The following is a 19,263-nucleotide window of genomic DNA, read 5'->3' as shown; positions in this document are numbered from 1 at the left end:
ATGTTTTGGGGCCCGTCCCAAACCGGGCACTCTTCAACTGATTAATCCACAGTCTAGCGTGTCAGAATCGCAACGTCACGGGAAAAACGCAGAAAACCCGCAAAATATTGCGGGTTTAGTGGGCAAAATCGCTTGATTTGGATGAATCGGCGAAATCTTGCGTATTACCAGTTGTCCTTGAACCATTTCACCGCGCGTTTGAGCGAACGGGACGGGTAGCTCTCGGTCGGAACCTCGAAATCCCACCATTCATCTTGCGGGTGCGCCGCGAACAACGTCAGGCCGACAGCCGCCGCAAATGCGGGACCTGTTGCTGCCTGCGGGAGGCCTTGAACACGCAGCGGACGACCGAGGCGCACTTGTTGACCAAGGATACGGCTCGCCAGCCCATCCAGCCCTGGAATTTGGCTCGCGCCACCTGTCAGAACGATCTGCTGGCTTGGCAGATATTCGAACCCAGCCGCATCGAGACGCGCGCGGGCTTCTTCAAGGATTTCCTCAACACGCGGGCGCATGATGCCGATCAACTCGGCACGGCTAACCGTACGACGATCACGTTCCCAATCGCCGGTATCGCCACCGATTTCAATTTGCTCGCGGTCATCCATGCCTGTAGCCACAACGCCGCCGTAGAAGGTCTTGATCCGCTCAGCGATGGCATGAGGCACCTGCAGGCCCATAGAGATATCTTGGGTCACGTGATCACCACCCATGCGGACGCTGTCAGCATAGATCATGTGTTTCTTCATAAAGATCGACACGCCTGTCGATCCGCCACCCATATCAATACAGGCCGCACCCAATTCTTGTTCGTCCTCAACCAGTGATGAAATCCCCGACACATAGGCCGACGACGCAATACCAGCGAGTTCGAGGTCACAGCGACGGATACACTGGAACAGGTTCTGCATCGCGACCGCATCGACCGACAGGAGGTGCATATCGGTAGACAGCACATTGCCCGCATGACCGCGCGGATCGGACATGCCCGTGCGGTGATCGAGGTTAAAGTTGATTGGCTGCGCGTGAAGAACTTCGCGACCCTCGCCCAGATCAGGCATATCGCAGGCCGCCAGAACGCGACCGATATCTTCGCCCGAAACGACCTCACCATTCACATTCACATCGCCCGCCAAACCATAGGACCGCGGACGTGCCCCCGACAGACAGGCGATCACGTGGTCTACACGGACGCCAGCCATCTTTTGCGCAGCCTGAACAGCCGTGCGAATAGCGCGTTCGGTTTCCTGCATCGCGTCAACTTCGCCGAAACGCACACCGCGCGAACGGGTGGTCGCAGCGCCGATCACGCGGAACGACGACTGACCCGCAAGCGAGCCAACACCGTCTTCGCCACGGCTACGTTCTGGCCCATCGAACCGCAGAACGAGGCAAGCCACCTTGGACGTGCCAACGTCGAGAATAGCGATCAATCCCCGTTGGAGAGCGGCCTTACGCATGTTGCGCATCGCACGTTGGGTTTCATAAAGCTGCTTCATTAGTTACCGGCCCCTGAGACGTCTGCATTTATTCGGCGCATTTCAGCAGCGCCGCTTTCCCCCAACCGCAAGGTCGGTCGGTCTTTGTTCCGCATGTCGACCACAGCGACATCGCGTTCGAGTAGATCTTGGGTCTGGCTCATCACGACGACCCGCTCAAAGGATGTAACAGCGTCGGTTTCAGGCAGCAAAATGCGCTGATCCCGATCCAACACCACATCCCAACGGCGTTCGCCCATGCGCACCAAACCGCGCACCCGCGGGGCTACAGGGCCAGCGGCTGCAAATATCGACATTGCCTCGGTCAGGGCATCCTTTGCCCCGTCACCAGCGATCAACGGCAACTCAGCCCGATCACCGCGCGATTGCACATCGGCAATCACACGCCCGCTCGCATCCACGAGGTGCAGCGCATCACCCTGACGCCACATGGCGACAGGGACGCGCGGCGTGACAAGCACCTGCAGAATTCCACCTGGTTTGATCCGCAAAGTCGCGCGTTCCACCACGGCTACCTCTTCGACGCGACGACGCCCCTCCTCGAGGTCGAGGTCAAACGAGGACACAGGGAAGTTGTAGTTCAACACGCTACGGATCGCAGTCGCGGTCTCAGTATCTACGCCATCAACCGCCATCGCCGAGAGCATGAACTCGGGCCGCTGCTGGAAACTGCGCACCATGTCGTTATAGCCGTCCGAGATCGCCTGACGACGATCCCCGTCCATCACGTAAATCCCGACCAGCGCCGAAACCATTAGGACAGGCAGACCCGTTCGGATCAGACGGCGATAGATCGGCGTGAGCATCCAACGTTCATAGCGATACTGCCACTTGGACGGTGACGGATCATGGCGCATGCCGTGGGGTTCGCGTTGGCCGATCAGCGGTCGCATGTTGCGTCCTCCACCAGCCATTTACACAGCGACGGGAAATCCACGCCCGCATGCGCAGCCTGTTCAGGCGCGAGCGATGTTGGCGTCATCCCCGGTTGGGTATTGGTCTCAAGAAGGATCAGACCGTCCAGCCCGCGCGCCTCATCCCAACGGAAATCCGTGCGCGACAAACCACGACAGCCAAGCGCCTGATGCGCCCGAACAGCATAGTCGAGGCAGGCCTCGTAAATCTCTGCAGGGATATCGGCAGGGATCACATGGCGTGATCCGCCAGTCGTGTATTTCGCAGTGTAGTCGTACCAGCCATCGGTGATGATGTCGGTCACGCCGAGCGCACGATCCCCCATCACCGCCGTGGTCAATTCACGACCGGGAACAAAGGCTTCGACCATCAGAACGTCAGGCATATCGACGGACAGGTCGGGTGGCGTGTTCGCGCCCTCTTGGACGATATACACACCGACCGAGGAACCTTCGTTATAAGGCTTAACGACGTACGGCGCGGGCATCACATGGCGCGACGCCACCTCAGCCTTGGTTGCAAGAATGCTTTCCACAACAGGCAAACCAGCCGCACGATAGGCAGCTTTGGTTTTCTCTTTGTCCATCGCGAGGGCCGAGGCCAGAACGCCAGAGTGGGTATAAGGGAGACGCAACCATTCGAGCAGACCTTGGACGCAACCGTCCTCACCCCAACGGCCATGCAGAGCATTGAACACAACGTCAGGACGTTCCGCATCGAGGCGTGCCGCCAAATCGGCGCCCGCATCAATCGCGATAGTCTGGAACCCAGCAGCCTGTAGCGCAGCGACGCACTCTTTGCCGGACGAGAGGGACACCTCACGTTCAGCCGACGGTCCACCCATCAACACAGCCACTTTTGGGTTTGTCCTGCCCGACATTCCCTCTGCCTCACCTGCGTGCCTTTGCGACACGTCTGTTTTCAAAATGTCCGCCCCGTTTTCGGGTGTCGAACTGCCTGTAATTTAGTCTTGGAAATCAGAGGCCGGCTCTCCGACCCTCATGATTTCCCATTCTAGCGTTATTCCACTGGAATCGTAAACCTTTTTCCGCACGTCCTCGCCCAATCCTTCGAGATCGGCAGCCGTCGCCCCGCCCGCGTTGGTCAAGAAATTGGAATGTTTGACGTTCATGATCGCGCCGCCACGGGTCGCGCCACGCATTCCCGCATCATCAATCACCTTCCACGCTTTCAGATCGTGGCTGTCATCCGCCTGCCCTGTTGAGGAATACCCGACAGGATTCCGGAAGGTCGACCCAGCAGTTCTGTCCTTTGTAGGTTGGGTTTCGTCGCGTTTCTGTAACTGTGCGTCCATCTTTGCGGCCAGCGCATCTGGCTCACCCGCTACTCCGTCAAACACCGCACCGATGATCACCGCTCCCTCGGCCAGATCGGACTGACGGTAGCGCAGATTGAGCGCCTCAGCAGGGAGCGTTTCACGACGACCATCCCGATGTATCACATCCACACTGCGCAAATAATCGCTTACGTATTCACCATAGCAGCCCGCATTCATTCGAACCGCCCCACCGATGGACCCTGGGATAGTGCGCAAGAAGGTCAAGTTCACGCCGTTTTCCGCCGCCCGACGTGCCACATGCGCGTCAAGAGCCGCAGCGCCCGCACGAACCTCTGTCCCATCAACGTCAATGCCGTTGAATCCACGCCCCAGACGGATCACGACGCCACGAATACCGCCATCGCGCACGATAAGGTTCGACCCAACACCCATCGCAAAAACAGGCACCGACAGGTCGAGAGCTGCCAGAAACTGGGCCAGATCATCGGCATCGGCAGGTTGAAACAGCACATCTGCGGGACCGCCCACGCGCATCCATGTCAGCTCTGCCAACGAACGGTTTTCGGTCAATGTGCCGCGCACAGGGGGGAGATCAAAATCAAGCGTCATACGCGCGGTTTACCTATTCAACACACGACTGCCAAGCCGCAGGACCCAGCGTCCCGCATAGTACAATGGCCACCGAAGCACCGATCCAGACGCGGCCAGCGCGACCAAACCAATCAGCACCCCATTCTCAAAAAAGACCCAAACCAAAATGGGGGCACCAGTCGCGATCAGGAAATAGGCCCGCGACCAGTGGTTATCTGTGCTCGGTATCAGCGCAGCGATATTGGCCGCAAAAAGCCAAATGCAGATCGCTATAACCGATACCGTGAGGGTCACGCCTTCATCCGCTCGGGCAGGTTATTCGCCCAAGTGCTGATCGTCCCCGCCCCGAGGCAGACAACCATATCACCGGGACGTGCCTGTTCGCGCACCAAACGCTCCAGATCTTCTTCGGAAATCAGGGCACGCGCATGACGGTGGCCGTGGCGGATCAAACCGGCGACAAGGTCATCACGGCTCGCGCCTTCGATCGGCTGTTCACCTGCTGCGTAGACCTCAGCGATGGCAACGACATCGGCTTCGTTAAAGCAGGAGCAGAAATCTTCGAACAGCGACGACAGACGGCTGTAGCGGTGCGGCTGGTGCACGGCAATCACGCGGCCGTCACACGCCTGACGTGCGGCCTTGAGCACGGCGGCGATTTCGACAGGATGGTGGCCGTAGTCGTCAATGATGGTCACACCACCGAGGACTTCACCCACCTTGGTAAAGCGGCGGTTCACGCCACCGAACTTTGCCAGAGCCTCGCGGATTTCGTCTTTTTTCATGCCGAGGTGACGCGCCACGGCGACCGCAGACAGCGCGTTCGATACGTTGTGATCCCCCGGCATAGGCAATGTGCAGCCTTCGATCAGATCGTCTTCGACCTGAAGCGCCACGTCAAAATGTGCAACGCCCGCTTTGTAGTGCAGGTTGATTGCACGCACATCGGCCTGAGTGTTGAACCCATACGTGATCACGCGGCGGTCGGTGATTTTACCAACGAGCGACTGAACCTCAGGGTGATCGGTGCAGCACACAGCCACGCCATAAAACGGGATGTTCGAGACGAAATCGTAAAACCCTTTGCGTAGGTTTTCGATGCTGCCCCAGTGCTCCATATGCTCTGGGTCGATGTTGGTCACAATCGCGATGGTCGCAGGCAGGCGATTAAAGGTGCCGTCGGATTCATCCGCCTCAACCACCATCCATTCACCTTCGCCCACACGTGCATTCGACCCGTAGGCGTGAATGATCCCACCGTTCACAACGGTCGGGTCAAAGTTCCCGTGGTCGAGGAGTGCCGATACCATCGTAGTCGTCGTCGTTTTACCGTGCGTGCCCGCAACGGCGACGTTCGATTTTAGGCGCATCAGTTCAGCCAGCATTTCCGCGCGGCGCACAATCGGCAGGCCACGACGGCGGGCTTCGTCCAGTTCGGGGTTACCCGGTTTGATCGCCGACGAAATAACAACGACCTGCGCGTCGTTTAGGTTTTCTGCGGCCTGACCTTCAAAAATGGTCACGCCCATCCCCGCCAGACGATCTGTGATCTTTGACGTTTTCGCATCAGACCCCTGCACCGTATAGCCAAAGTTCACCAAAACTTCGGCGATGCCAGACATCCCGATGCCGCCAATCCCGACAAAATGGATCGCACCGACATCGATGGGCAGTTTGGTTGCAGAGTTCATATCGTTCGTCTTTCTTATTATTGAACCGCCAGTTCTTCGACCAGCGTCACCAAGCGCTCTGTCGCATCCGGCAAGCCGCATGACAAGGCCGCCGCAGCCATTTGCGCGGCACCTTGCGCATTCGACAAAATGAGTTCGATCTGAGCCGAAAGGCTCTCTGCCGAGACCTGAGATTCAGGCATCAGGATCGCCGCACCAGCATCAGATAGTCCCCGCGCATTTGCGGTCTGGTGATCAGCGGTCGCCGCCGCAAAGGGGATCAGGATCGCAGGGCGCCCGATGACGGAAATGTCTGCAACAGAGGACGCACCAGAACGGCTGATGACCAGCTGCGCTTCGGCCATGCGTTCGGGGATATCGGTAAAGAACGGCTGCACATCGGCCTTGATCCCAGATTGGGCATAGGCCGACTGAACGCGTTCCATATCTTCGGGACGCGCCTGATGGGACACGCGCACGAAACGTCGGATGGCATCGGGTAGCGCTGCAATGGCCGCAGGAACCGCGTCGGACAGGATGCGTGCACCCTGACTGCCCCCAATTACGAGAATGGACATCGGGTATTCACCCGGTTCGATATATCCCGCCCCTGCCCGCGCAAGGACCGCACCGCGTACTGGGTTTCCTGTGTGTTCGCCATCCACGCCCTCAGGCAAAGTGGTCGGCCATGTCCCGCAAGCGATCTTTGTTACGCGTTTTGCAAATATCGTGTTCACACGACCCAGCACACCGTTTTGTTCATGGATCATGCGTGGACGGCGCAAGATCATCGCAGCAGCCATCGCAGGGATCGACGGATAGCCGCCAAAACCAACGACCATCGCAGGTTTGTCCCGCAACATACGCAATAGGGCCGACAGAACACCGCCCGCGATTTTGAACGGCACCAGCGCTTTGGCTGCGGCACCGCCACGCGCAAAGGTAGCACTGCCCAGTTCGATCACCTCGACCGCATCAGGGAAACCACCCGCATAACGCGCGCCCCGTGCGTCGGTCGTCAGTTGAACACGCCAACCCTTGGCCAACATTGCTTCGGCGAGAGCTTGGGCTGGGAACATATGCCCCCCAGTCCCCCCCGCTGCGATTACGAGTAAAGGTTTAGCCATTATCGCCCCCGACGGCTAAAGATATCACCAATTTGGCCCTGCGGTCGCGACCGCGTAAAGGCCAGAAGCATCCCCATCACAATGCCCGACGCAATCACCGACGACCCGCCATAGGACACGAACGGAAGCGTCATCCCCTTGGCTGGAAGCAGACGCACCGCAACACCCATGTTAATCATCGCCTGAACCGAGAACATGCAGGCCAGACCTGTGCCCGCCAGACGAATGAACGGATCGCGTTCTTTGGACAGACGGTGCAGCGAACGGATCACCACAGCCGCATAAAGCGCGACCACCAGCAGAACCAGAACCAGACCGTATTCTTCGGCGGCAACCGCAATGATAAAGTCGGTATGCGCGTCAGGCAGGCTCACTTTCACCTGACCTTCGCCGACACCCACGCCGAACAGACCACCTTCGCGGATCGCGTTGGTCGCATAACCCAGCTGCGTGCGCGGATCGACCTCGGGGTTCAGGAACCCGTCGATACGACGCGCAAAGTGTTCGGAGTTCATATAAGCAAAGGACCCCGCAAGGGTCGTCATCCCCGCCACGCCCACCAGCAACAGCATCGGTGCGCCAGCCACGAAATAGATCACGCACCAGCCAAAGAGCACCAGCGACGCCTGACCAAAGTCGGGCTGCAGCGCAAGGATCAAAACGATCGCTGCGGTAAGGATAAAGGAATAGAGCTTACCCGGAGGGCCACCGATTTCTTGGCTCGCGGACATCAGCCAAGCTGCAACCACAATGAACCCAGGCTTGAGGAACTCGGACGGCTGCACTGACAGACCGCCCAGCGACAACCAGCGCACCGCGCCCTTGCCAAAATCGGTTCCGATAAACGGCAGTGCCAGCACCGCAACAAAGGCAGCGATAAAGCCCAAGGTCGCCAAACGGCGCACCAGTTTCGGCGTCATCATCGAAGTGACAAACATCACGATCATTGCAAGGCCACCGAATTGGGCCTGCTTGATCACGTAGTAAAATGGTTCTTTATCGTTGCGTTCAGCAAGCGGTGGAGAGGCTGCAAGCCCCAGCAATAGCCCGATGGCAAACAATGCCAGAACGCAGGACAGCGTCCATTTATCAATAGTTCGCCACCACCGTGGGAGGATGGGATCGCCGGTTTGCACCGGAATCGATCCATAGACCATCTCTGTCATGGAACTCTTACCGCTAACTGCCTCAATATCGTCCGTTTGCCGGATCTGATCTTGATAGTAATCAGAGCCCTCTAAAAAGGCCAGCAAAATAAGCTGAATCGGCGGATTCCTTCTGACCACTTGCGCGATCAGTCAAAAGCCATCAGGGAAGGCACATGAAGGTTCGTACGCTCATCCTAGGTGCCGGTGCCGCCGGCCTGTTCTGCGCTGCCCATGCGGGTCGCGATGTGTTGGTTGTCGACCACGCGAAACGTGCGGGCGAAAAGATCCGCATTTCAGGCGGTGGGCGCTGCAATTTCACGAATATGGACGTGTCGGCTAAGAACTTCCTCAGCCAGAACCCTCACTTCTGCAAATCCGCGCTCGCCCGCTACACGCCATGGGATTTCATCGGGCTGGTGAGTGCCCATGGCATAGGCTGGCACGAAAAGACGCTCGGCCAATTGTTCTGCGATAACTCCGCCAAAGACATCGTAAATATGTTGGTAACTGAGGCGGAAAAGGAGGGCGCGAAGCTCTGGCTTGAGACCGAAATCATCGAAGTACGCCATACGGACCGTTTTACCGTGTCCCTGCGCCGCAATGGCAAAGACATCACGGTCGAAGCCGACCATCTGGTCGTTGCCACGGGCGGCAAATCAATCCCGAAAATGGGCGCCACGGGCTTCGCCTATCAAATCGCAGAGCAGTTCGGTCTCGCGGTCACAGAAACGCGTCCCGCCCTCGTGCCGTTTACCTTTTCCGACAGCCGCTTTGCTGAAGTGTCAGGCATCGCCCTCCCTGTTTTGGCCCGCGCCACCACTGGCCCAGCCTTTGCCGAAGCGCTCTTGTGCACCCACCGTGGCCTCTCTGGCCCTGCGATGCTTCAAGTTTCAAGCTATTGGACCAGCGGCGAAGCGGTCGACATCGATCTAATCCCAACAATTGATCTGACCGAAACACTTCGCAAGGCGCGTAGCACCGATCCTCGTAAATCAATCACAACCATCCTCGCGCGGGTTCTCCCGTCGCGCCTAGTTGATCACCTAACCGCAGAATTCGACCTCTCAGGCAATTGCGCGGAATGGTCGGACGGACGGATTGAAAACCTCCGCCTCGCTCTTTCTCATTGGCAGGTCAAACCCACTGGCACCGAAGGTTACCGCACCGCCGAAGTCACACTAGGCGGCGTCGACACAGACGGCCTATCCTCAACAACGATGGAAGCAAAACAGGTCGACGGCCTCTATTTCATCGGGGAATCCGTGGATGTCACAGGTTGGCTCGGCGGATATAACTTCCAATGGGCGTGGGCCTCTGCCCATGCCGCAGGCACAGCAATCGCGAACCGCGCCTGACCTGCCTTTAACCGATAATCGCCCGCACTTGCGCCGCGAAATCATCGCCGCGCTTCTCGAAGTTGTCGTATTGATCGAAACTCGCGCAGGCAGGCGCTAGCAGGACCGTATCGCCCGCCTCTGCCTCGGCGCTCGCACGAGCAACCGCTGCCTCCATCGTGGTGCAGACCTCAGCCTCCACCCCACCAAGCTGCATCGCGAATTGTGCGGCTTCACGGCCAATCACATAGGCCTTCGCCACAGCGCTTAGATGCGGCAACAGACCGTCCAAACCGCCCTCTTTCTGCAGACCGCCACAAATCCAGCGGATACGCGGAAACGCCTGCAGCGCCTTTGCCGCGCTATCGACGTTCGTAGCCTTACTGTCATTCACATAGCGCACGCCGTCTTTTTCGCCGATCAACTGGCTGCGGTGCGGCAGACCGGGGTAGGTCTTCATCGCTTCTTCAATCGTCTTGGGGCCGATACCCAAGGTGCGACAGGCCGCATAGGCGGCACACGCATTCTGGTGATTATGGGCCCCCGGAAGTCCAAGGATGCCGCGCATATCAATCGACGCCACCTGACGCCCCTTGCGCCATTCAGCGAGGAACCCTTTTCGCGCAAAGACCGTCCAGCCTTCGCCGTCCAATTTCCGAGCCGAGGAAATACGGATCACACGATCATCCGCCTGCCCTTCGGACAGCTGGTTAGCGAGGTAACGCCCTTCAACCTCGTCCACGCCAATCACGCAGCGATCGGGACCACCTTCGGCGAACAGACGGCGCTTGGCCGCGAAATAGCCACCCAATCCCGCGTGACGATCCAAATGATCCGGCGACAGGTTGGTGAAAACCCCCACATCGGGCGTCATCGCACGGGCAAGATCGGTTTGGTAAGACGACAGTTCCAGCACCACAACCTCACCATCGCGAGCGGGATCGATGTCCAAAACGCCACGACCGATGTTGCCCGCCAATTGGGTCGGGCGGCCAGCTTCGGTCAGGATGTGGTGGATCAAGGCAGAGGTCGTCGATTTCCCGTTCGACCCCGTGACTGCGATCACTTTGGGCTGTTGATCGAAATCGTCCCATGTGTAGGTCGCAAAGGATCGAAAAAATAGGCCGATGTCGTTATCGACCGCAACACCTGCGTCCCAAGCCGCAGCAATCACAGGGTTCGGCGCAGGATAGAGGTGCGGAATACCAGGGGAAACGACCAAACAGGATACGCCATCAAAGGCCCCCTGCCGCGTCATGTCGCGCAATTCGATCCCTTCGGCCTCTGCTGCTTCACGTGCGGCAGGGTTGTCGTCCCATGCCACCGCACGTGCTCCGCCCGCATTGAGCGCAGCCGCCGTGGCCCGCCCCGACCGACCAAGGCCAAGGACAGCAACGGTCTGATCTTCGAAACCGAGAACGGGGATCATGAGAACCTCAGTATGATATAGGAATTAGCGGACTTTGAGCGTCGCCAGACCGATCATCGCAAGGATGAGCGAGATAATCCAGAAGCGGATCACGATCTGCGGCTCTGACCAGCCCTTCTTTTCGTAGTGGTGGTGGATCGGCGCCATCAGGAACACACGTTTGCCCGTGCGTTTGAAATACGCGACCTGAATGATCACCGACAGGGTCTCCATCACAAAGAGGCCGCCGACGATCGACAGAACGATCTCGTGCTTTGTCGCAACTGCAATCGCGCCCAAGGCACCACCCAGCGCGAGCGAACCCGTGTCGCCCATGAACACAGCCGCGGGCGGTGCGTTATACCACAGGAACCCAAGACCTCCGCCGATGAGGGCCGCGCAGAAAATGGTGATCTCGCCCGCTTCGGGGACATAATGCACTTCAAGGTATTCGGTAAAGTCGACGCGACCGACAGCATAAGCGATAATCCCAAAGGTCGCCGCCGCGATCATCACAGGCATAACAGCCAGACCATCCAAGCCATCGGTAAAGTTCACAGCATTCGCCGCACCCACGATGACGAGCATCGCGAAGGGCACAAAGAAGAAGCCCAGATCGACCAGAAGGTTCTTAAAAATCGGGAAAGCCAGTTCGTTGGACAACGCCTCGGGGTGGAAGTAGGACGCCCAAAACCCCGCCAGTGCCGCGACGACAAACCCAAGAACAAGACGCACCTTGCCTGACACGCCATCGGTGCTTTGCTTACTGACCTTTGCGTAGTCGTCGGCGAAACCAATCATCGCATAGGACAGGGTGACGAACAGCACCATCAGCACAAACGGGTTATCCATCCGCGCCCAAAGGATTGTCGAAAACGCCAAAGCCCCAACGATCAACAGCCCGCCCATCGTCGGCGTGCCAGCTTTGACAAAGTGACCCTCCGGACCGTCAGAGCGGATCGGCTGCCCCTTACCCTGTTTGCGACGCAAAACGTTGATCAGGGGTTTCCCGAACATGAAGCCGAAAATGAGCGCGGTGAGGAATGCACCGCCCGCGCGGAAAGAGATGTAGCGGAAAAGGTTAAAAAAATCGCCGCCATCAGACAGGTATGTTAACAAATACAGCATAAAAATCAGGCCTCTTGTTCGGACTTGGCTCTGCGTTGCCCCAATTTACGGAGCGCGTCAACGACTAGGCTGACTTTGCTGCCTTTGGACCCTTTAACCAAAACAACGTCACCGCTGTCTACCAAACGGTTAATATCAGGGATGAGATCTTGTGCGGTTTCTTCCCAGTGGCCGCGTTTCCCTTCGGGGAGCGCTTCCCACATGTGACGCATACGATTGCCGACACAATGGACCACATGAATATCAGCAATAGACCGATCGTTCACCATGCCAGCGTGCAACGCGATCTCATCGGGACCAAGCTCCAGCATATCCCCGAGGATCGCAACACGGCGACCTTTGGCATAGCGGCCAAAGCCGTTGCGCGGTTTGCGCGCGGCCAGAACTTCAAGGCTCGCAGAGAGCGACGTGGGGTTCGCGTTGAACGCATCGTCGATCAGATCAAAGTAGTGACCATCGCGCGCGGGATCGGTGACGATCTGTTCAGAGAGGCCACGCCCAGCAGGAGGCGACCATTGCCCGAGGTCGAGCATCGCTTTGGTCCGATCCGCGCCAAGCGCCTGCACCACTGCCACCACGCCCAAAGCGTTCATGGCAAAGTGACGGCCTTCGGTCGCAACCTTAAGCAACACTGGCGTACGCCATGCACGGGCCTGCGCCACCGTCGCACCTTCGCAAATCCGAAGGTCGAGCATACGATGATGGCATCCTTTGGACTGACCAAAGGTGATGACCTTCGCGCCTTTGGCACGGGCGGCATCGATCAAGATTTGCGAATTCGACAGGTCACCGTTCAGAACGGCAGTACCTTTGGGCTCTAGCCCCTCGCAAATCGCGGCCTTTTCGCGGGCGATCCCGTCGATATTTTCAAACGCCTCAAGGTGCGCGGCGGCGACGGTCGTGATCATGACCACATGTGGACGCGCCATTTTAGCGAGCGGTGCGATCTCTCCGGGGTGGTTCATCCCGATTTCGATCACCGCGTATTTCGTGTCCGCAGGCATCCGCGCCAAGGTCAGCGGAACGCCCCAGTGATTGTTGTAAGACGCCTCTGCCGCGTGAGTTTTGCCTTGGGTGCCCAAGACATCGCGTAGCATTTCCTTGGTCGAGGTTTTGCCGACCGACCCCGTCACAGCAACGACGCGGGCTTTGGTCCGCGCACGTGCTGCGCGCCCCAAATCTTCTAACGCCGTCAGAACATCGTCGACGATCAGCAGCGGCGCATCTTCTGCGACACCTTCGGGACGGTGCGTAACCAATGCCGCCCCTGCCCCGGACGCCAATGCCTGCGCTACGAAATCATGCCCATCCCGCGCCGCTTTGAGCGCGACAAAGAGGTCTCCCTCTTGCAGGGTTCGGGTATCAATCGACACGCCACTGACCGACCAGTCACAGGTCGCCGTGCCAGCCGTTGCTGCCACAGCATCACGCGAAGTCCAAAGCGGCGTTGTCATCAGATTTTCCCATCCAGCGCGAGGACCGCTTGGGACGCGACCTCTACATCATCGAAATGCAGCACATCGGTGCCAACGATCTGGCCCGTCTCGTGGCCCTTACCTGCGACAAGAAGCGCATCACCCGGTTGAAGCATGTCTGCGGCCCGCAGGATCGCCTCGGCACGATCACCGACCTCGTAGACATCTTTGGTCCGAACACGGTGCGCGCCTTCAATCACGGCGGCGCGGATCAGGGCGGGGTCCTCGGACCGAGGGTTATCGTCGGTCACAATCACGACATCGGCATTCTCAGCCGCAGCGGCACCCATCAGCGGGCGTTTCGTGGTGTCACGATCACCACCAGCGCCAACAATCGCAATAATGCGGCCCATCACATGCGGGCGAATGGCTTGCAGCGCGGTTTCGACGGCATCGGGCGTATGCGCGTAATCCACATAGACCGCCGCGCCGTTGTCGCGTGTGGCGGCCAATTGCATTCGACCCCGCACTGTCGTCAGATGCGGTAGGGTATCAAAAACGTCTTTGGGATCTGCCCCTGCGCCGATCACGAGACCCGCCGCAAGGAGCACGTTTTCCGCCTGAAATCCGCCAATGAGGTTCAGACGGGTCAGGTGAATTTCACCCTGCCAGTCAAACCGCAAATCCTGCCCCGTCGCATCAAACCGCTGCGACAAAAGCCGCAACCGTGCCAGATCAGAGCGGCCAACGCCGAGAACCTCATGGCCACGTTGTTCGGCAATGCGTAGCACGTCGATCCCCTTGGGATCATCGAGGTTGATCACTGCCGTGCCTTCGGGCGGTAGCACACGATCAAAAAGGCCCATCTTCGCATCGAAATAAGCCTCAAACGTTTTGTGATAGTCGAGGTGATCTTGGGTAAAGTTCGTAAACCCAGCCGCCGCCAACATCACACCATCCAAACGCCGCTGATCGAGCCCGTGCGAGGATGCCTCCATCGCGACATGGGTCACGCCTTCGGTCGCGGCAGAGGCCAGAACCCGCTGCAATGTGATCGGATCGGGGGTCGTGTGGCGGAGCGGATAAGTCCATGCCCCTTCAACGCCTGTGGTGCCGAGGTTCACAGCCTCAAGGCCCAGTTCCGTCCAAATCTGACGGCAAAATGTAGAGACAGAGGTTTTCCCATTGGTCCCCGTCACTGCAACGGCGACCTCTGGCTGTGCACCAAAGAAGAGTGCAGCCGTTTGTGCCAAGGTCTGACGCGGGTCTTCGGAAATAATCAAACACGCACTGCTATCGGCTAGAACGTCAGCGGCCAGTTCAGCCCCCGCGCGGTCGGTCAAGATCGCAGCCGCACCATTCTCCAGCGCCGTGCCGATATATGCAGCGCCGTGCACGTTGCTTCCTGGCATTGCACCAAAGAGGGCACCTGGCATGACGTCGCGACTATCAATGGTGATCGCGTTGACCCGCGCATCGCAGGCCCCCTGTGCCGTCAGTCCTAGGTCTGACAATGTGACCGTCTTTTGCGCAGCGCCTGCCATATGAAATGCCCCTTTTATTCTGTAGCGAGCGATACACCCGTCATAAGGGGAGTTTCAATATTCGGTCGTAATCCGAGCAAGGGTGCTACGCGGCGGATCATCTCTGCGGCGACAGGCACAGCCGTCCAACCTGCGGTGCGGCGCGGCTCTGATCCTGTGGTGTCATTTGGTTCATCCAAGGTGACAACGAGGACGTATTTCGGGTCGGACGCAGGGAAGACTGACGCGAAGGTCGCGATAACCTTGTCGTCGTAGTAGCCACCTGTCGGACGCACTTTGTCGGCAGTCCCTGTTTTACCAGCGACCTCATAGCCTGCGACCTCACCAAAGGATGCGGTGCCGCGGGTTACAACCTGACGCAACATATCCACCGACTGACGTGCCGTTGTTTCGCTGATCACCCGTTCGCCGACCGTGTTGGACGCATCATGGATCAACGTCGGCGTCACCAAACGACCACCGTTCGCAAGCGTCGCATAAGCCGACGCAAGGTGAAGCGGCGATGCTGCCACGCCATGGCCATAGGAAATGGTCATCGTGTTGATTGGCGTCCAATCGCGGGGATACTGTGGACGACCAGCGCGGGCTTCGCTTAGCTCAACGGGCGATACATCGAGGATGCCCAACGTCCGCAGGAATTCTTGCTGGCGTTCGCCACCGATCATTTCCGCGATATGCGCAGTGCCGATGTTCGACGATTTCGCGATCACATCCGTAACGCTGTTTTCGCGGCCATAGCTGTGGAAGTCGTTGATCGCAAAGCCACCGATGCGGATCGCAGGCTGGGTTTGGATCATGGTGTCAGGATTAACCAAGCCAAGTTCAAGCGCCTGAGCCACAGCCAAAATCTTGAACGTAGAGCCCAATTCGTAAACGCCCTGCACCGCGCGGTTGAACAGCGGGCTATCGGACTGATCGCCTTGGGTCAAAACGGTCGGACGATTGTTCGGGTCAAAGTCGGGCAGTGACGCCATCGAGATAATTTCGCCCGTGTGCACGTCCATGAGAACAGCAGCAGCACCTTTGGCGTTCATGAGCATCATACCGCCCGCAAGAACGCGTTCGGTTGCAGCCTGAATGGTCAGGTCGATCGATAACTGAAGCGGCGCACCACCATTAGCGGGATCACGAAGGTAATCGTCAAACTGACGCTCAACCCCCGCAATACCTACGATTTCAGCAGAATCAACGCCTTCACGGCCAAAGTTCGATCCACCAAGGATGTGGCTTGCAACTGGACCGTTAGGATAAAGGCGCATTTCGCGTGGCCCGAACAGCAGCCCCGGTTCACCGATGTCAAAGACTTCTTGCATCTGCTCGGGGCTGATCTGACGGCGGATCCAGACAAAACTACGATTGCCCGTGAAATCCTTGAGTAGGCGCTCTTCGTCCAGCTCTGGGAAGATCCGCGCGAGTTCAGAGGCAGCCACCTCTGGATCGATCATGTCGCGCGGATGCGCGTAAACAGCGTAGGTGTCAAAGTTCGTTGCCAGAACGCGGCCTTCGCGGTCGACGATATCCGAGCGCATCGACAGGATCGGATCACCGCCCCGCGATACTTGAGGTTCTTCGGGTAAGGTCGTTGCAATAACACCCATTTTCAGGATGATCGCCGTGAAGGCGAAAAAGAAACAACCGCCCAAAATGTAAAGACGGCTTTCGGCCCGCACGCGGTCCGTGTCACGCATGGCTTCGTGACGAATGCGCTTATTTTCGGCCTCAATCGCGTCAGGGTTTTCCCCTGCTTGACGGGCGTTCAGGATACGGGCCAACGGACGCAGCGGGGTTCGGATCATAGGGAGCCCTCCGCATCACCATCGCTCGACACTTCTACGATACGGCCCGACACGGGCAAAAGCGGAAGCGAAGGATAGATCACTTGATCCACACGGCCAAAGCCATCGGGCATCAGCGGCAAAAGCCCCAGACGGTCAAAGTTCAGATCAACGAGGTCGCGCAGACGGTCAGGACGGTTCAGATAGGCCCACTCTGCCCGCAACATCCGCAGGCTGGAATTTGCCGCCGCAATTTCGCGGCTCAACTGCCTGACATGTTTAATGGAATCTTGAGTGCGGTAGTTTTCCTGATAGGCCCAAAACGCCAATGCAATGACCCCAAGCGCGGACAAAACATACAACAGGCTACGCATTACCGCTCCCCTTTACGCAGAGGCATACCAAGCGCCTTGCGATCCATTTCTCCCGATGGCGCATCAGTTCGGCGCGCAACGCGCAGCTTTGCGGAACGTGACCTCGGGTTTTCCGTCAATTCTTGCTGATCCGGACCAATGGCCTTTTTCTCGACCATTTCGAACGCAGGTTTGTCTTGCGCCAATTCAGGCGCGTAACGGTTCGCATTTGCTGTCCTGCCCGACCGCGACTGGAAGAACCGTTTCGTCATCCGATCTTCGACCGAATGGAACGTCACAACAGCCAATAGACCACCCGGTTTCAATGCTCGTTCAGCAGCCATAAGGCCCTCGGCCAACTGACCGTATTCATCATTTACGGCGATGCGCAGCGCCTGGAACGTGCGGGTCGCGGGATGGCTCTGCCCGGGCTTTGGACGCGGCAAGCAGCCTTCAACGATTTTAGCGAGTTGCAGCGTGGTCGTCAGCGGGCGCGCCTTAACGATAGCCTTTGCGATGCGGCGGCTCGCGCGTTCTTCACCGTAAAGGTAGATAATATCGGCAAGCTCTTCTTCGTCCAGTTCGTTACAAAAGTCCGCTGCAGAGGTGCCCGACTGGCTCATCCGCATATCGAGAGGGCCTTCTTTCATGAACGAAAAGCCGCGCTCCGCGAGGTCCAACTGCATCGACGACACGCCTAGATCGAGCACAACCCCATCAAGGTTCTGCGCATATTGATCCATGTCCGAGAAGGTGCCTTGCACGAATTCAATCCGGTCGCCGAAATCCCCAATCCACGGCTTTGCCATCTCAAACGCCAACGGATCTCTGTCCACTCCGATAACCTTATCGGCACCCGCCTCCAACAGCGCACGGGTATAGCCGCCCGCGCCAAACGTGCCATCAAGCCAGATGCCAGAAACAGGCGAGACCGCCCGAATGAGCGGCCTGATAAGAACGGGAATATGAGGATCGGTCGGGGACGACATCAGCTGCCCCCCAACAATGACAACGGGTCAAAGTCATCATCCATGCCGTCAAGCCAGTCATCAATGTCTGCGTTGACTGTGGACTGGAAGATATCGTTGTTCCACATCTCGAAGGTTCCAACGAGACCACGGAAATACACATCACCCTCTTCGATCGACAGCTTATCGCGGATCGACTTTGGCAGGATCACGCGACCATCTTTATCGACATCGAGCGTGATCGACTGCGTCACATAGAGGTGGGCCAGACGTTTTTGATCGGCAGAGCGTTCGCGCGGCATTGCATAGATATCATCAATGACGCGCTGATATTCATTGATCGTATAGGCTTGCACGCAGTTCTTCAGGTGCTGACCGTAGACGATTTTCAAACGGGGATTGCCGCGGGCTTCGGCTTCGGGGTCACCAGAGAGCAGGACACGACGAAAATCGGCGGGGATCGACATGCGTCCCTTTTTATCCACCCGCTGGGTGTATTCGCCTTCAAACGCCTGAACCACTTGTGCGGTCCCTCTTACCTGCCCCCGATTTCACCAACCCCGAAAAGGGAACGGCGGATCGAACTGCTGCCACTGTTCGATCCGCCGCCACCGTCCCTTTCGGGAAGTCCAGCAACGCGCGCCACCTGGGGGGATGTCTGCTCGCTCGCGCGCCGGATCTATTATTCGGAAGAAGCGTGTGCCTGTATGAAACCTGCTATTTTCGCCTCTGGGCTCTTTTTAAGTTCGGCCCTTGGTATTTGTTATCACTCTGCTTCCGATGAGTTGAATATGCCGATTGGGACGGAGTCTGGCAACAACTTTCTGGAACCTCATGGAACTTAATGGGGATAGCTGGGCAATACCAATGATAACCAAGGAGTCACACGACCGTGAGGTGACGCAGTTTGTGGCACAAGTGATAAACAAAAGCACAACATATAGATTTCAAAAACCTTGCTCCACAAGTTCCATGGGATTCACAAAAAATTCCATCGTCTCCCATTCATGATCATCTGGGGCGAAAATGTTCCACATACGTTCCTGAAATTCACTGAAAATCACGCCGCAGTGATTCGGATTGAGTGC

Annotated in this window: 17 protein-coding genes; 1 reads left to right on the top strand and 16 read right to left on the bottom strand. The window is 57.9% G+C overall.

Features of this window, described 5'->3' with window-relative positions; all coding sequences use genetic code 11:
• Positions 1-164 precede the first annotated feature (164 nt).
• The 8 genes from ftsA to ftsW form a co-directional block, all read right to left on the bottom strand.
• Entirely contained in the window at positions 165-1,499 is a 1,335-nt protein-coding gene (ftsA, locus tag BSK21_RS04310; RefSeq protein WP_067549414.1) for a cell division protein FtsA, read from the bottom strand.
• Entirely contained in the window at positions 1,499-2,392 is an 894-nt protein-coding gene (locus BSK21_RS04305; protein ID WP_067549417.1) for a cell division protein FtsQ/DivIB, read from the bottom strand. Before BSK21_RS04305 ends, ftsA begins: the two co-directional genes overlap by 1 nt.
• Positions 2,380-3,294 carry a D-alanine--D-alanine ligase gene (locus BSK21_RS04300; protein ID WP_197498151.1) on the bottom strand — a complete coding sequence of 305 codons (915 nt, stop codon included), beginning with the start codon at positions 3,292-3,294 and terminating at the stop codon, positions 2,380-2,382. Before BSK21_RS04300 ends, BSK21_RS04305 begins: the two co-directional genes overlap by 13 nt.
• Before the next feature lie 84 nt (positions 3,295-3,378).
• Positions 3,379-4,323, bottom strand: coding sequence for a UDP-N-acetylmuramate dehydrogenase (murB, locus tag BSK21_RS04295; RefSeq protein WP_067549420.1), 945 nt, complete (start codon positions 4,321-4,323; stop codon positions 3,379-3,381).
• Between the two features lie 9 nt (positions 4,324-4,332).
• Positions 4,333-4,599: a DUF2484 family protein gene (locus BSK21_RS04290; protein WP_067549423.1), complete on the bottom strand. Its 267-nt coding sequence runs from the start codon at positions 4,597-4,599 to the stop codon at positions 4,333-4,335.
• Positions 4,596-5,996: a UDP-N-acetylmuramate--L-alanine ligase gene (gene murC / locus BSK21_RS04285; protein ID WP_074038963.1), complete on the bottom strand. Its 1,401-nt coding sequence runs from the start codon at positions 5,994-5,996 to the stop codon at positions 4,596-4,598. Before murC ends, BSK21_RS04290 begins: the two co-directional genes overlap by 4 nt.
• A gap of 17 nt (positions 5,997-6,013) precedes the next feature.
• The gene (locus BSK21_RS04280; protein WP_067549426.1) at positions 6,014-7,102 is read right to left on the bottom strand and encodes a glycosyltransferase; all 1,089 of its coding nucleotides are present in this window, start codon (positions 7,100-7,102) and stop codon (positions 6,014-6,016) included.
• Positions 7,102-8,268: a putative lipid II flippase FtsW gene (gene ftsW / locus BSK21_RS04275; protein WP_067549731.1), complete on the bottom strand. Its 1,167-nt coding sequence runs from the start codon at positions 8,266-8,268 to the stop codon at positions 7,102-7,104. Before ftsW ends, BSK21_RS04280 begins: the two co-directional genes overlap by 1 nt.
• A 155-nt stretch (positions 8,269-8,423) precedes the next feature.
• On the opposite strand from ftsW, the gene BSK21_RS04270 reads away from it, so the two are divergent.
• Positions 8,424-9,605 (top strand): NAD(P)/FAD-dependent oxidoreductase, encoded by a 1,182-nt coding sequence (locus tag BSK21_RS04270; protein WP_067549429.1) that lies wholly within the window; start codon positions 8,424-8,426, stop codon positions 9,603-9,605.
• Between the two features lie 7 nt (positions 9,606-9,612).
• Here the strand turns inward: BSK21_RS04270 and murD are convergent, their stop codons facing one another.
• From murD to BSK21_RS04230, 8 genes are read right to left on the bottom strand one after another with little or no spacing between them, the layout of a single operon-like run.
• Positions 9,613-11,013 carry a UDP-N-acetylmuramoyl-L-alanine--D-glutamate ligase gene (gene murD / locus BSK21_RS04265; RefSeq protein WP_067549432.1) on the bottom strand — a complete coding sequence of 467 codons (1,401 nt, stop codon included), beginning with the start codon at positions 11,011-11,013 and terminating at the stop codon, positions 9,613-9,615.
• A 24-nt stretch (positions 11,014-11,037) separates the two neighbouring features.
• On the bottom strand, positions 11,038-12,120 hold the full coding sequence (gene mraY, locus BSK21_RS04260; RefSeq protein WP_067549435.1) for a phospho-N-acetylmuramoyl-pentapeptide-transferase: 1,083 nt from the start codon (positions 12,118-12,120) through the stop codon (positions 11,038-11,040).
• Between the two features lie 5 nt (positions 12,121-12,125).
• A complete protein-coding gene (gene murF, locus BSK21_RS04255; protein ID WP_067549437.1) occupies positions 12,126-13,574 on the bottom strand; it encodes a UDP-N-acetylmuramoyl-tripeptide--D-alanyl-D-alanine ligase in 1,449 nt (482 codons plus the stop codon).
• Positions 13,574-15,079, bottom strand: a complete 1,506-nt coding sequence (locus tag BSK21_RS04250; protein ID WP_067549440.1) for a UDP-N-acetylmuramoyl-L-alanyl-D-glutamate--2,6-diaminopimelate ligase — start codon at positions 15,077-15,079, stop codon at positions 13,574-13,576. Before BSK21_RS04250 ends, murF begins: the two co-directional genes overlap by 1 nt.
• A 14-nt stretch (positions 15,080-15,093) precedes the next feature.
• Positions 15,094-16,875 carry a penicillin-binding protein 2 gene (locus tag BSK21_RS04245; protein ID WP_067549442.1) on the bottom strand — a complete coding sequence of 594 codons (1,782 nt, stop codon included), beginning with the start codon at positions 16,873-16,875 and terminating at the stop codon, positions 15,094-15,096.
• A complete protein-coding gene (locus BSK21_RS04240; RefSeq protein WP_067549445.1) occupies positions 16,872-17,228 on the bottom strand; it encodes a cell division protein FtsL in 357 nt (118 codons plus the stop codon). The genes BSK21_RS04245 and BSK21_RS04240 overlap by 4 nt, the downstream gene beginning before the upstream one ends.
• Complete coding sequence (gene rsmH, locus BSK21_RS04235) at positions 17,228-18,196, bottom strand: 16S rRNA (cytosine(1402)-N(4))-methyltransferase RsmH (RefSeq protein WP_067549448.1); 969 nt, start codon at positions 18,194-18,196, stop codon at positions 17,228-17,230. Before rsmH ends, BSK21_RS04240 begins: the two co-directional genes overlap by 1 nt.
• On the bottom strand, positions 18,196-18,696 hold the full coding sequence (locus tag BSK21_RS04230; protein WP_074038962.1) for a division/cell wall cluster transcriptional repressor MraZ: 501 nt from the start codon (positions 18,694-18,696) through the stop codon (positions 18,196-18,198). The genes rsmH and BSK21_RS04230 overlap by 1 nt, the downstream gene beginning before the upstream one ends.
• Positions 18,697-19,263 lie beyond the last annotated feature (567 nt).

The sequence above is a fragment of the Marivivens sp. JLT3646 genome, assembly GCF_001908835.1.
GTDB classification, from domain to species: domain Bacteria; phylum Pseudomonadota; class Alphaproteobacteria; order Rhodobacterales; family Rhodobacteraceae; genus Marivivens; species Marivivens geojensis.
Note: the sequence above shows the minus strand (reverse complement) of the source record. Positions and strands in the feature narration are given on the sequence as shown.